Genomic DNA, 14,026 nt, shown 5'->3' on the forward strand with positions numbered 1-14,026 from the left:
ACGACCACCGGCGCCGCCACCGGCGGGGACCACGCCGTGGAATCGAGGATGCGACATGTGCCTGAACCGTAAGGACCTGGGCCTGCTGGCCCTGCGCAGCGCGGTCGGCGGGGTGCTGATCGCGCACGGCACCCAGAAGCTGTTCGGCTGGTTCGGGGGCGGCGGCCTGGAGGGCACCACCCAGGCCATGGACCACATGGGCTTCCACCCGGCCCGGCAGAGCGCCATCGCGGCCGGCCTCGGCGAGGCGGGCGGCGGGGCGCTGCTGGTGGCCGGACTGGCCACCCCGGCGGCCGGCGCGGTGGTGGCCGGGACGATGGCGGGCGCGGTGGCGGTGCACGCCCCGGCCGGCTTCTTCGCGATGTCCGGGGGCTACGAGTACCCGGCCTTCCTCGGCGCGACCGGGCTGGCGATCGGCCTGGCCGGGGCCGGGCGGTACTCGCTGGACCACGCGACCGGCCACGTCTTCGACCGTCCCTGGGTCGGCCTGTTCACCTTCGTGGCGAGCGCGGCCGGGGCGTACGGCGTGGTGGCGCGCCGTCGGCACGTGGTGCGGCTGCGCGAGGAGCGGGCCGCGGTGGAGGCGGACGAGCAGGAGGGTTCGGGGCTGTCCTGACAGGGCCCGGGGAGCCGGGTCCGCGGCCCGCGGTCGGCCGGTCCGCGGTCCGCGGTCGGTGGCGTCACCCGGAGGCAGCAGTCCTGCTGGCGGCTGCTTCCGGGCGCTCGGAACGTGGGCGGGGAGGCGTGCCGGGCAGCCCGGCGCCGACCGCAGACCACGGACCGCAGACCACCGACCGCAGACCGGCCGACCGGAAACGAGGGACCGCATGGACCGCCAGCCGCTCACCCGGGCCACCGCCCCGAGCCGAACGGCCACCGCGCCGAGCGCGACAGCGGGCCCGAGCTCGACGGCGGGCCCGAGGGTCGCCGCCCCGGGCCCCAGGGTCACCGCGCAGGACCTGGACGCGCCCCCGCTGCGCGGTCGACGGCGTTCGGTGGCCTGGGTGGTGAGCGCCGCCCTGCTGGGCTTCGCGGTGCTGGCGGGCTGCTCCTCGGGCAAGTCCGCGAGCAGTGTGGCCTCCCAGGCGGCGTCCGCGGTGGAGAAGGGTGCGGGCGCGGCCGCCTCGGCCGCCTCGGCGCTGGCCTCGGCGGCGGGCGGGGCCGGGTCGGCGCTGGCCTCGGTGGCCGGCGGGGCGGGGTCCGCGCTGGCCTCGGTCGAGGCGCAGGCCTCGGCGGCGGTGTCCGACGCCGCCTCGGCCCTGGCCGGGGTCAAGGGCGGGCTGGACGCCAAGGCGGACGTGGCCGCCGGGGAGGTGACCACCGGCTCGGACGGCAAACCGCAGGTACAGCTGACCGTCACCAACCACGGCCAGCAGTCGTACCGGTACGTGATCCAGGTGAACTTCACCGACGGCTCGGGCAAGGTCCTCGACGCGACCGCGGTGACCGTCCAGGACGTGATGGCCGGGCAGAGCGCCCAGGCCACCGCGCACGGCAACCGGGACCTGTCGGGCACGGTCAAGGCCGAGGTGGCGAACGCCGTCCGGTACTGACGCGCAGCTCAGCACGGGAGCGGAACCTTAAGCGGGGCTCAAGGCCCAACGGGACCCCTTGACGGGCGAGTTGGTCTAGTCCATTTTTATTGCCCAGGTGCAGGGAGCCCCTGAACCGGCGCCGACGGCCTCGTGCCGCCGGCGCCGGTTCGGCACATCCCGGTGTCCGTCATGGCCTGATCCCGCACGATTCCCCACCCATTCCTGTCATGTCCCGGTCGTCCGGCCCCACCCCGGACGCGCGCCCCCGGGGCGGTGGCGGGGACCCCCACAACCAGGAGTCACGCACCCATGCTGCGCTCACGCATTGAAAGGGCCGGGACCCCGGCTCCGCAGGGCGGCCGCCGACGCCGCCCGAAGAGCCTGGCCGCCGTCGCGGCCGGCACCACCGCCTCCCTGCTGCTCGGCGCGGGCCTCGCGCTGTCCGGCGGCGGCGCGGCCAACGCCGCGACCACCAACTCCACCGGGGCGCCCGCCACCAGCGGCGGCATCAAGGTCGCCTACTTCGACCAGTGGTCGATCTACGCGAACGGGTACTACCCGAAGACGATCCAGGACACCGGCGCGGCCGGGAAGCTGGACTACCTGATCTACGACTTCGCCAACATCCACCCGACCGACCTCGGGTGTTTCGAGGCCACCAAGGCCGCCGACACGAACGACAACAACCCCAACGCGGGCGACGGCGCGGGCGACGCGTTCGCCGACTACCAGAAGAGCTTCGGCGCGGACATCTCGGTCGACGGCGTCGGCGACGTCTGGAACCAGCCGATCGCGGGCAACTTCAACCAGCTGAAGAAGCTGAAGGCGAAGAACCCCAAGCTCAAGGTCCTGATCTCGCTGGGCGGTTGGACCTACTCCAAGTTCTTCTCGGCGGCGGCCGCGACGGACGCCTCGCGCAAGCACCTGGTCTCCTCCTGTCTCGACATGTTCATCAAGGGCAACCTGCCCTCGGAGGCCGGCTACGGCGGCCCGGGCACGGCGGCCGGCGTCTTCGACGGCGTCGACATCGACTGGGAGTACCCGGGCGGCGGCGGCCACGCCGGCAACCTCTCCAGCCCGGCCGACAAGCAGAACTTCACGGCCCTGCTGAAGGAGTTCCGCACCCAGCTGGACGCGCAGGGCAAGGCCGACGGCAAGACCTACGCCCTGTCGGCGGCGGTCGGCGCCGGCCAGGACAAGATCATGAACGTCGAGACCGACAAGGTCGGCCAGTACCTGACCTTCCTCGACGTCATGACCTACGACATGCACGGCGGTTGGGACGCGCAGGGTCCGACCAACCACCAGGCGCCGCTCTACTCCGCCCCGGGCGACCCGTCGACCCCGGCCAAGCCGGGCAACGGCAAGTACTCGATCGACAACGCCATCAAGGCCTGGACGGTCGGCGACGCGGAGTACGGCATCCCCGGCGGCTTCCCCGCCAACAAGATCAACATGGGCGTGCCGTTCTACTACCGCGGCTGGACCGGCGTGAAGGACAACGGCAAGCACGGCCTCTTCCAGCCCGCCGCCAGCCCCGCGGCCGGTGCCGCGATGTCCGGCAACGTCCCCGGCATCCAGATGTACAAGGAGCTCGCGGGCTTCGTCGACAACCCGGCGAAGACCTTCTGGGACGACGAGGCCAAGGCCACGTACTTCTACGACGGCACCACCTTCTGGAGCGGTGAGGACGCCAAGTCGATCCAGGCCAAGCTCGACTACGCGCACTGCAACGGCCTCGGCGGCTCCTTCGCCTTCTCGATGTACGACCTGGGCACCAAGACCGCCCTGTTCGACACGATGGTGACCGCCACCAACGGCTCCGCCGCCGGGTGCCCGGCCCCGCCGACCGGCACCCCGACCCCGACCCAGACGCCGACCGGCACCCCGACCGGCACCCCGACCGGCACGCCCACGGGCACCCCGACCGGCACTCCGACCACGCCGGCCACCTGCTCGGCCGCCCCGAGCTGGGACGCCAACACCACCTACGCGGCCGGCGGCACCAAGGTCTCGTGGAAGGGCCACTACTACACCAACAAGTGGTGGACCAAGGGCGAGGACCCGAGCCTGAGCGGCCAGTGGGGCGTCTGGACCGACAACGGCCCCTGCTGACCGACCGCACCACCGAACCACCGAGGGGCCTGGCGGACCCTCGCGCCGAACGCGGGCGGCCCCGGACGAGCACGATCTCGTCCGGGGCCGCCCGTCGTGTCCGGCCGCTCAGATCTTGGCGTAGGTGACCGTGATCGTGGTCGCCGAGCTGGTGATCACCAGGTTGCTCTCGCCCTTCTCGGCGAGGCCCGAACCGTTGCCCGCGGACGTCACCTCGAAACCGGCGGCCTTGAGCGCCGCCTCGTACTTGGCGTAGTCGCCGGCGGTGGCCTCGCAGGTGATGATGTAGGCGCCGGCCGCGCCGTTGACCAGGGTGATCTTCCCCGGGGGGAGCGGGATGTCGGCGGGCAGGTCGGCGGGCCTGGTCTTGCCGCCGACGACCGCGTTGGTGGGCACGGCCCCGCCTGCCGCAGGGGCGGCCGGGGTGGTGGCCGGAGCGGCCGCCGGCTGCGAGGCGCTCGGGGCGGCCGCCGGGGCGGAGGAGGCGGGGGCGGCGGCCGGGGTGGTGGCCGCGGCGCTGCTCGGGGCGGCCGTGGACGAGCTGTCGTTGTTGCAGGCGGTGAGCCCGAGCCCGGCCACGATGACGGTGGCGAGCAGGGCGGAGGTGCGCTTGAGCGGCATGGTGAAGGCCCATCGGTAACGGAATCTCAGTGGTCTTATAGCGCCACGCAGATTGGCATATGAAAGGCCTGATGCCAATGGGATTCCGTGGGCCTGGAGTCCTCGCCCGTGCTCAGCCCAGGTCGGCGGTCCGCCCCGGGGCGTCCGGGCGGCTCTCCTCGATCCGGCGGAGCATCCGGGCCAGCAGGGCGGCGAGCGCGGTGCGCTCCTCGCCCACGACGTCCTGGAGCAGCTCCTCCTCGAAGACCGCCGCCATCCGCATCGACTCCAGCCACTTGTCGCGGCCGGCCTCGGTCAGCTCGATGATCACCCGCACCCGGTTGGACTCGTCCCGTTCCCGGGTGACCAGGCCGTCGGCCACCATCCGGTCGATCCGGTGGGTCATCGCCGCCGGGGTCAGCCCGAGCCGCTTGGCCAGCTCGCTCGGACCCAGCCGGTACGGGCTGCCGGAGACCACCAGGGCCTTGAGCACCTCCCACTCGGCGGACGTGATTCCGAGCACGGTCAGCTGGCGGTCGTACGCCACGCCCATCCGCCGGGAGACCCGGTTGAGGGTCTGCACGATGGTCTCCACCTGGGGGTCCACCATGGGGAACTCCCGCTGGTAGAGGGCCACCTGCTCGGCGATGCCGAGTTCCAGGGGGGTGGCCGGGGCGGGCTTGTCGGCAGCCGGCGCCGGCTTGTCCGTAGTCATGCGGACCAGTGTCGCACGAGGGTGCACTCCTTAAGCCTTTGACTCCGCAGCCTTCCGGTGCTAAGACTTTATCTCGACAGACTTTAGCTCTGAAATCTTCTGGACTTAAGAGTATCCAGTCGAAACCTCGGAAGGGATGTGCACGGTGACCGGCACGGTGAAGCAGCAGGGGCAGCAGCGACGTGGGGCGGGCAGCCGGCTGCGCCGCGTCCAGATCGGCAACGCGCTCAGCGCGTTCGGCAGCGGGTTCACGATGCCGTACATGTTCGTGTACGTGGACCAGGTGCGCGGGCTGGGCTCGCTGGCGGCCGGGATGGTGTTCACCGTCTTCGCGCTGGCGGCCCTGGCCGTGCTGCCGTTCACCGGGCGCGGCATCGACCGGTACGGTCCCCGTCCGGTGCTGCTGGCCGGTACGGCGCTCGCCGCCACCGGCGCGTTCGCCTTCGGCCACGCCACCGACACCCCGGCCCTGCTGGTCTCCTCCTTCCTGTTCGGCGCGGGTGTCACCACCTGCCAGCCGGCGCTCGCCACGATGATCGTCCGCTGCTCGACGCCGGCCACCCGCTCGCACGCCTTCGCGCTGCAGTTCACCCTGGTCAACCTGGGCATGGGCATCGGCGCGCTGGTCGGCGGGCAGATCGTGAACGTCGCGGACCCGGCCAGCCTCACCCGGCTGTTCACCATCGAGGCGGTGACCTTCCTCGGCCTGGCGCTGGTCACCGGCACCGCCCGGATGCCGCGGGTCCAGCTGAGCGTCGTCCACGGCAAGAACGACGGCCCGACCGGTCTGCGCGCGATGGTCGCCGACAAGGCGATGCTGCGGCTCTGCCTGCTCGCCGGCCTGATCTTCTTCACCTGCTACGGCCAGTTCGAGTCCGGTGTCGCGGCCTTCGCCACCGACACCGTCGGCACCGCGCCCTCCACCCTGGGCCTCGCGATCGGCGCCAACGCGCTGACCATCGTGGTGCTGCAGATGTTCATGGTGCGGATCACCGCGCGCCGCCGCCGCACCACCGCGATGGCCGCGGCCGGGCTGGTCTGGCTCGGTGCCTGGGCGATGGCCCTGGTGGCCGGTCTGATCCGGACCGAGACCATGGCCGCCACGGTCGCCATCGTCTCGATCTACGCCCTCTTCGGCGTCGGCGAGTCGCTGCTCGCGCCCACCATGGGCCCGATCGTGGCGGACCTCGCCCCGGCCCGGCTGCTCGGCACCTACAACGCCGGGTACGCCCTGGTGAAGCAGATCGCGATCGCGGTCGGCCCGGCCGTCGGCGTGCTGCTGGTCGGCTCCGGCACCTGGCCGCTCTACCTGGCGGCGATGGCCGGTTCGACGCTGCTGATCGTCATGCTGGCGCTGCGGCTGCGTCCGCACCTCACGCCGGAGCAGGACAACGCCGCGCCGGTCGTGGTCCGTACCGTCCCGGTCCGGGAGCTGCAGACCGCCGCGTAGCGCAGGGGTGCGCAAAAGCGTTCGAAACGGGCGCCGACCGGGTCACCTGGTCGGCGCCCGTCGCGCTTGGCTTCACGACCACCGCCACATAGTGTCAGTGGCTGTTGACCGCCCGGATCCGGCCGCGACGCCGGGTGCCGGGCAGAGCAGACAGGCGAAATCGGCGAGGCAATGACGCAAGCGGCGCTCACGCACCCCCCGGCGGCCCCGGCCCCCGCCGCCCCCGCACCAGCCCCGCGCGGGGGCCCGGTCCGCTGGGCGGCCGACCGCTCCGGCTGGCTCGGGCCGATCGCGGTCGCGCTCTTCGCCGGTCTGCTGCGGTTCTGGCACCTCGGCTACCCCAAGGCCTTCGTCTTCGACGAGACGTACTACCCCAAGGACGCCTGGTCGCTGCTGCGGCAGGGCTACGAGGGCAGCTGGCCCGACCACGCCAACGCCGACATCCTGGCCGTCCCGCAGTCCGTCCCGCTCGGCTCCGCGCCGGAGTTCGTTGCGCACCCGCCGCTCGGCAAATGGGTGATGGCGATCGGCGAGCAGCTGTTCGGTCTGCACCCCTTCGGCTGGCGGTTCATGACCGCCCTGCTCGGCACCGTCACCGTCCTGATGCTGGCCCGGATCGGCCGCCGGCTCTTCGGCTCCACACTGGTCGGCTGCACCGCGGCCCTGCTGATGTCGGTGGACGGCCTGCAGCTGGTGATGAGCCGGGTCGGGCTGCTCGACGGCATCCAGATGTTCTTCGTGCTGGCCTCCTTCGGCAGTCTGCTGATCGACCGCGACCACGCCCGCGCCCGGCTGGCGGCCGGCGGGAACCCCGACCGGGTGCGGCTCGGGTGGCGCCCCTGGCGGATCGCGGCCGGGGTGTTCATCGGTGCCGCCTGCGCGGTCAAGTGGAACGGCGCCCCGGTCCTCGCCGCCTTCGGCGTCCTGACCGTGCTCTGGGACCAGTCCGGCCGCCGTGGGGCCGGCGCCCGCCGCCCCTGGCGCTCGATGCTCCGCCGGGACGCCGGGCCCGCCCTGCTCGCCATGGTCGGCTCCGCCCTGGTGGTGTACGTCGGCTCCTGGGGCGGCTGGCTGCTCAGCGGAGGCAACGGCGAGGGCGGGTACGACCGGCACTGGGCCGACGGCCGCGCCGGGCTCTCCCCGGACAGCCTCCTCGGCCTCCCGCTGCCGCAGGTGTCGATGAGCTGGGTGCCGGGGCCGCTGCGCAGCCTCTGGCACTACCACTCGCAGATGTACGACTTCAACACCGGTCTGAGCACCCCGCACACCTACCAGTCCAACCCCTTCGCCTGGCTGGTCGACGGCCGCCCGGTCTCCATGTACTGGGAGCAGGTCCCGAACGGCAGCCGCGGCTGCACCTCCTCCGGCGGCTGCTCGGCGCAGATCCTGGGCCTGGGCACGCCGTTCCTGTGGTGGGCGGCCTGCTTCGCGCTGGTCTACCTGCTGTGGCGCTGGTTCTTCCGGCGGGACTGGCGCTCGGGCGCGGTGCTGTGCGCGGTGGCCGGGATCTACCTGCCCTGGTTCCGGTACCAGGAGCGGACGATCTTCTCCTTCTACATGGTCGTACTGGTGCCGTTCCTGTGCCTGGCCGTGGCCCAGATGCTCGGCGCGATGCTCGGCCCGGCGGGCTGCAGCCGCGGGCGCCGCCGGATCGGCGCGATCGGGGCCGGGGCGGTCGTACTGGCGATCGTCGGCTGCTTCGCCTTCTTCTACCCGCTGTACACGGCGGAGGTGATCCCGATGTCGTCCTGGCAGGACCGGATGTGGTTCACCAGCTGGATCTGATGGATCTTGCGGCGTCCGGCGCGCAGCTGCTGCCGGTCACCCCGCTGCTCGGGGTGGTCACCGCCGTCCTGCTGCTGGCCGCCGTGGCGGTGGCCGGGCGGGGGCTGCTCGGCCACGGGCACGCGGTGCTGCGGGCCGGGTTGCGGGCGGTGGCGCAGCTGGCGGCCGTCGCGGCGGTGATCACCTGGGTGGTCGGTTCGCTCTGGTGGTCGGCGCTGTTCGTGCTGGTGATGTTCTCGGTGGCGGTGCGCACCGCCGGGCGGCGGATGACGCCGGGGCCGGGCTGGGTCTGGGCGGCGGCGCCGATCGGGGCCGGGGTGCTGCCGGTGCTCGCCCTGCTGCTGGGCGTCGGGCTGCTGCCGGCGAAGGGCCTGTCCGTCATCCCGGTCGCGGGCATCCTGATCGGCGGCGCGCTCACCGCGACCTCGCTGGCCGGGCGGCGCGCCCTGGACGAGTTGCGGCAGCGGCGCGGGGAGGTGGAGGCGGCGCTGGCGCTCGGCTTCGAGGAGCGCGAGGCACGGCTGGAGATCTGCCGGACGGCCGCGGCGACCTCGCTCGTCCCGGCCCTGGACCAGACCCGTACGGTCGGGCTGGTCACCCTGCCGGGGGCTTTCGTCGGGATGCTGATCGGCGGGGCCTCGCCGGTCCAGGCGGGGGCGGTCCAGCTGTTCGTGCTGGTCGGGTTGCTGGCGGTGGAGTCGGTGGCGATCGTGGTGGTGCTGGAACTGGTGGGCCGGGGACGGGTGACGGTCGGGTCGTTCGACGTCGTCCGGTAGGCTTGGGGACGTTGAAGGGGAGTAGCCCTCCACCGGACCGTCGACATACTGGCCCCCAGGGGCCCGGCGCCCGGGGCACCGCTCGCAGAGCGTTGCCGGCGAGACCTTCGGCCGCAGTGCTGTGACCATGACCAGTGCTGTCGGGCCGAAGCGTCCCCTGACGGAGCTGCGGAGGTCCGGCAGCCCGACCGAGGAAGCCCCCCCTGATGAGTTTCTCCGTTGCCGTGTTGACCTTCGGCATCATCTTCCTGGCCGAACTGCCGGACAAGACCGCGCTGGCCAGCCTGGTGCTCGGCACCAAGTACCGGGCGAGCTACGTCTTCGCGGGCATCGCCGCCGCCTTCGCCCTCCAGGTGGGCATCGCGCTCGCCGCCGGGCACCTGCTGTCGCTGCTGCCGCACCGCTGGGTGGAGGGCGTCACCGGTGCGCTGTTCCTGGCCGGCGCGGCGATGCTGCTGTTCCACGGCGGCGGGGACGAGGACGGGCACGCGGCCAAGGAGCCGTCCTCGAACAGCTTCTGGAAGGTCGCCGGGGCCAGCTTCGTGGTCGTCGCGATCGCCGAGTTCGGTGACCTGACGCAGATCATGACCGCCAACCTGGCCGCCAAGTACGCCGACCCGCTGGCCGTCGGCATCGGCTCCTGGCTGGCGCTCTGCGCGGTCGGCGGGGTCGCCATCGTGGGCGGGCAGAAGCTGCTCAAGCACGTGCCGATGAAGCTGATCGTCCGGGTGGCCGCGTCGATCATGGTGGTGCTGGCGGGCGTCAGCACCGTCGGGGCGATCACCGGCTGACGGCCCGGGCTCCACGTCGCGCCCGACGGGCGGCGTCCGCCGGTGCGGGCGCCGCCCGTTCGCGTGTCCGGGGGCGGAAGGTCAGCGGCCCGGGTCGGAAGGTCAGCGGCCCGGGGCGGAAGGTCAGCAGCCCGGGGCGGAAGGTCAGCAGCCCGGGTCGGCGGCGAGCACGGTCTGGGTCTTCGGGCCGTAGACGCCGTCCTCGCCCTTGATCCGGTTCTCCTTCTGGTAGCTGCTGAGCACCGACCGGGTCCAGTAGTCGAAGGTGCCGGTGATGATCGACCTGTCGACGAATCCGCACTCGGCCGCGTACAGGCGCTGCTGCAGGTCCTTGACGTCCGGCCCGGTCATCCCGATCTGCAGCACGCGCGGTATGGGCGCGGCGGTCGGCGTCGGCGTCGGCGTGGGGGTCGGGGTGGGCGTCGGAGTGGGGGTGGCGGTCGGGGTGGGCGTGGGTGTCGGAGTGGGGGTGGGCGTCGGCGTCGGGGTGGGGGTCTTCGTCGGCGTCGGCTTGCGGGTGGGCGTCGCGGAGGGGCTCGGCGCCTCGCTGCTCGGCGCGGGCGTGGTCGCGGTGGGCACCGCCGACGGGACCGGGTCCACCGGCGCGGGCACCAGGGTGGTGGTCGGCAGCGGCTGCGCCTGCCGGGTCTGCGGGTCGGAGGAGGGCGTCACGGCGTACGCGACGCCGATGGTGAGCGCCACCAGCGCGGCGCCGATCCCGACCAGCAGCCCCTTGCGCTCGGCCAGCGGGCTCCTGGCGCCCTGTTCGGCCGCCCGGCGCGCGGCCCGGCCGCCGGTGGCCTCCGGAGCGGGCCCGGCCGGGGCGTTGTCGAAGGGGAAGACGCCGATCTCGCCCCCGGCGCCGGGCGCGGCCCCGTACGCCGACCCGTGCCCGGCGCCGTACCCGTCGGGGGCCGGCGGCCGCGGGGCCGCGTAGGCGCCCGGCCCGGAGGGCGGCACCGGGGGCAGCACGGTGGTGGCGTAGGCGTCGGCGTCCGGCCGGAGCGGGGCCTGTCCGAGCGGGACGGGCGGCAGCACGGTGGTGGCGTAGGCGTCCGCGTCCGGGCCGAGCGGCGGCTGCCGGGTGGCGACGGGCGGCCGGCCGGGGGCGACCGGCGGCAGCACGGCGGTCGCGAACGGGTCCACGACCGGGGTGTGCGCCGACGGTTCCTCGGCCACCTGGTCCGCGGTCTGCGGCACATAGGGGCGGACCAGTGGCGGGCCCTCGACGTGGGGGAGGACGGCGGTCTCGGTGAGGCTCGGGTCCGGGACGCAGCCGCACCCGGTCGAGCGCGCGGTGCCGCACGTCGGGCAGTGCTGGTCCGGCATCGGCCGGTCCTCCTCGGTTTCGGGTCGTTCTGGTGGACGGTTTCGGGCGGCTCCGGGCGGGGCCCGGGCGCAGGATCGCGCCTGATTATGCAGGACGGCCAGGAGGGTGCACAGGGCTGTCCGGCTCCCAGCGGGAGGGTTGTGCCGGTTGGTGCCGGTTGGCTCCCCGGAGAACGGCCGGGCGGCCCCGGATGTCCCCGGTGCTTACGTTCGGCTCAACCCGAAGGAACAAAACGGGACGAATCTGCCAGCATGGTGAGCTGGGAGTGATCATCCGCACGGACCCGGCAGCCGGGGCCCGCGACCCCTACGGAGACGCCATGCCCACGGAGACGCCATGACGGATCCGGCCGCCGCGTCCGACCGCGGCCCGACCGGCGAACCCGGCCCGACCGGCGCGCCCGGTCCTCCGGCGGTCGCCGTCCCCAGGCTCTGGGTGCCGATCGGGGCCCTGCTGCTGGCGATGCTGCTCGCCGCCCTCGACCAGACCATCGTCTCCACCGCGCTGCCCACGATCGTCAGCGACCTCGGCGGCCTCGAGCACCTCTCCTGGGTGGTCACCGCCTACATGCTGGCCTCCACGGCCGCGACCCCGCTCTGGGGCAAGCTCGGCGACATGTACGGCCGGAAGCGCTTCTTCCAGGCCTCCATCGTGATCTTCCTGCTCGGCTCGGTGCTCTGCGGGGTCGCGCAGGACATGGGCGGACTGATCGCCTTCCGGGCCTTGCAGGGCCTGGGCGGCGGCGGACTGATGGTGCTCTCCCAGGCGATCGTCGGCGACCTCGTCCCGCCCCGGGACCGCGGCCGCTACCAGGGCCTGTTCGGCGCCGTCTTCGGCGTCACCAGCGTCCTCGGACCGCTGCTCGGCGGGCTGTTCGTCGACCACCTCAGCTGGCGCTGGGTCTTCTACGTCAACCTGCCGGTCGGCGTCGTCGCCCTGCTGGTGATCGCCGCGGTGCTGCACGGGCGGGAGGTGCGGCGCGAGCACCGGATCGACTACCCCGGCACCGCCCTGATCGCGGCCGTCGCCACCTGTCTGGTGCTGATGACCTCGCTCGGCGGCACCACCTGGGCCTGGTCCTCCTGGCAGATCGTCGGCCTCGGGGTGCTCGGGCTGGTCCTGCTGCTCGCCTTCGTGGAGGTGGAGCGGTCGGCGGCGGAACCGGTGCTGCCGCTGCGGCTGTTCCGCTCACGGACCTTCAGCCTGGTCGCGGTGATCTCCTTCGTGATCGGCTTCGCGATGTTCGGCGCGCTCACCTACCTGCCGACCTTCCTCCAGGTGGTCGTGCAGGTCTCGCCCACCATGTCCGGCATCCACATGCTGCCGATGGTGCTGGGGATGCTGGTCACCTCGATCGGCTCCGGCCAGATCGTCGCCCGCACCGGCCACTACCGGGTGTTCCCGATCGCCGGGACGGCCCTGACGACCGTCGGGCTGCTGCTGCTCTCCCGGCTGGACGAGCACAGCGGCACGGCCGAGATGAGCGGCTACTTCCTGGTCTTCGGCCTCGGCCTGGGCCTGGTGATGCAGGTGCTGGTGCTGATCGTGCAGAACTCGGTGGGCTACGAGGACCTCGGCGTCGCCACCGCGGGCGCGACCTTCTTCCGCTCCATCGGGGCCTCCTTCGGCGTCTCCATCTTCGGGACGGTCTTCGCGAGCGGGCTGCGGGACCGGCTCGCCGAGGCCCTGGCGGGAGTGCCACTGCCGCCCGGGTTCCGGCCCGAGACCGTCACCGCCGACCCGAGGGTCATCCCCCGGCTGCCCGCCGCCGTCCAGCCCGGGATCTACCACGCGTACGCCGAGTCGATCACCAGGGTCTTCCTGTACGCGGTGCCGGTCGCGGTGGTCGCCTTCGTGCTGTCGCTCTTCCTGCGCGAGCAGACACTGCGCTCCACCGTCACCGCGCCGGACCTGAGCGAGTCCATCGGGCTGAACCCGGTCGAGCGCACCTCCCTGGACGAGATCGCCCGCGCGCTCTCGGTGCTGAGCAGCCGCGACGCCCGGCGCGACCTCTTCCGCCGGATCACCGCGACCGCCGGGCTCGACCTGCTGCCCGCCTCCAGCTGGCTGCTCCTGCAGATGCACCAGCACGGCTCGGTCGAGCCGGCGGAGCTGGCCGAGCGGCGGATCGTGCCGGTCGCCGTCGTCGAGGAGGCCGTCCGGGAGGTCGAGGGCCGGGGGCTGGCCGCGCGGACCGGCGGGCTGCCGCTGCGGCTCACCGAACCGGGGGAGGAGGCGGCGCTGCGGCTGGTCGCGGCCCGGCGCACCCAGCTCTCCGAGCTGCTGGGGGACTGGGACGAGAACCGGTACGCGGACCTCGCCGAGCTGCTCACCAGGCTCAGTTCGACCCTGTGCGCCGACCGACGGGACCGCCCCGACCCGGTCGGGCCGGAGCCGCCGTACCGGGGCGAGGGACGATCGTTCTGATCGTCGCCAAGTCATGTCTCCACCACGTGAACTGACTGGGCGTCATCACGTCCGGAGGGCCCGGCTCGGCATCGCCCCGATCCGCATGTTCCGGACAAAATCGGACGTGAGTGGTGAGAGGGTAAAGGGGGGGACAAGTCCCGATATCATTCCCAGGATTTTCCCGGATTCCTTTGTTCGAAGGCCGTTGACATGTCCTCAAGTGATCGTTAAGTTGAACGAGCTCTGAATGAGACGGAGCAACGGGGAAGTGCCCACCGCCTGAAGTGCCGGTGGGGGGCAAACGGGGAACGGGGATCTTTCATGCGCGGCTTCGCACCATTTTCCAGGCGGCTCGCCCTGGTTCCCTCCCGGATTTCACCGCGCGGCTGAAAGCGGTCGCCGCAACAGCGGCGGACCCGCCCTGCGGCGTAATTTCTGAATTTCCTCCCTAGGTTTCGGCCGTGCCCCCGCATGCCTTCGCGCTGCGGTGGCGCGGCCGATCACAGGCCTGCGCTCGCCG

11 protein-coding genes are annotated in these 14,026 nt (G+C 72.8%); 8 read left to right on the plus strand and 3 right to left on the minus strand.

The features are described from left to right. Positions 1-55 precede the first annotated feature (55 nt). The 3 genes from ACYP53_RS15825 to ACYP53_RS15835 all read left to right on the plus strand — a co-directional run bounded on the left by ACYP53_RS15825 (position 56) and on the right by ACYP53_RS15835 (position 3,650). Entirely contained in the window at positions 56-616 is a 561-nt protein-coding gene (locus tag ACYP53_RS15825; protein ID WP_189918273.1) for a DoxX family protein, read from the plus strand. Between the two features lie 211 nt (positions 617-827). Next, entirely contained in the window at positions 828-1,553 is a 726-nt protein-coding gene (locus ACYP53_RS15830; RefSeq protein WP_229928738.1) for an FxLYD domain-containing protein, read from the plus strand. 291 nt (positions 1,554-1,844) lie between these two features. Further along, positions 1,845-3,650 (plus strand): glycosyl hydrolase family 18 protein, encoded by a 1,806-nt coding sequence (locus ACYP53_RS15835; RefSeq protein WP_459647735.1) that lies wholly within the window; start codon positions 1,845-1,847, stop codon positions 3,648-3,650. 108 nt (positions 3,651-3,758) lie between these two features. On the opposite strand, the gene ACYP53_RS15840 is transcribed toward ACYP53_RS15835, so the two are convergent. Together ACYP53_RS15840 and ACYP53_RS15845 are read right to left on the minus strand one after the other, a co-directional pair. Further along, positions 3,759-4,271, minus strand: coding sequence for a hypothetical protein (locus ACYP53_RS15840; protein WP_189918277.1), 513 nt, complete (start codon positions 4,269-4,271; stop codon positions 3,759-3,761). A gap of 112 nt (positions 4,272-4,383) precedes the next feature. Next, positions 4,384-4,965 (minus strand): MarR family winged helix-turn-helix transcriptional regulator, encoded by a 582-nt coding sequence (locus ACYP53_RS15845; RefSeq protein WP_189918279.1) that lies wholly within the window; start codon positions 4,963-4,965, stop codon positions 4,384-4,386. A 145-nt stretch (positions 4,966-5,110) separates the two neighbouring features. On the opposite strand from ACYP53_RS15845, the gene ACYP53_RS15850 reads away from it, so the two are divergent. From ACYP53_RS15850 to ACYP53_RS15865, 4 genes are all read left to right on the plus strand, one after another. After that, positions 5,111-6,415 (plus strand): MFS transporter, encoded by a 1,305-nt coding sequence (locus ACYP53_RS15850; RefSeq protein WP_459647736.1) that lies wholly within the window; start codon positions 5,111-5,113, stop codon positions 6,413-6,415. 171 nt (positions 6,416-6,586) lie between these two features. Further along, positions 6,587-8,200 carry a dolichyl-phosphate-mannose--protein mannosyltransferase gene (locus ACYP53_RS15855; protein WP_459647737.1) on the plus strand — a complete coding sequence of 538 codons (1,614 nt, stop codon included), beginning with the start codon at positions 6,587-6,589 and terminating at the stop codon, positions 8,198-8,200. Then, positions 8,200-8,976: an ABC transporter permease gene (locus tag ACYP53_RS15860; protein ID WP_459647738.1), complete on the plus strand. Its 777-nt coding sequence runs from the start codon at positions 8,200-8,202 to the stop codon at positions 8,974-8,976. The genes ACYP53_RS15855 and ACYP53_RS15860 overlap by 1 nt, the downstream gene beginning before the upstream one ends. A gap of 203 nt (positions 8,977-9,179) precedes the next feature. Continuing rightward, the gene (locus ACYP53_RS15865) at positions 9,180-9,767 is read left to right on the plus strand and encodes a TMEM165/GDT1 family protein (RefSeq protein WP_459647990.1); all 588 of its coding nucleotides are present in this window, start codon (positions 9,180-9,182) and stop codon (positions 9,765-9,767) included. 144 nt (positions 9,768-9,911) lie between these two features. On the opposite strand, the gene ACYP53_RS15870 is transcribed toward ACYP53_RS15865, so the two are convergent. Then, a complete protein-coding gene (locus ACYP53_RS15870; protein WP_459647739.1) occupies positions 9,912-11,096 on the minus strand; it encodes a peptidoglycan-binding domain-containing protein in 1,185 nt (394 codons plus the stop codon). Between the two features lie 337 nt (positions 11,097-11,433). Here ACYP53_RS15870 and ACYP53_RS15875 point away from each other — a divergent pair, with 337 nt between their 5' ends. After that, positions 11,434-13,524 (plus strand): MDR family MFS transporter, encoded by a 2,091-nt coding sequence (locus ACYP53_RS15875; RefSeq protein ID WP_189918301.1) that lies wholly within the window; start codon positions 11,434-11,436, stop codon positions 13,522-13,524. Positions 13,525-14,026 lie beyond the last annotated feature (502 nt).

Source organism: Kitasatospora sp. Ki12 (assembly GCF_054601375.1).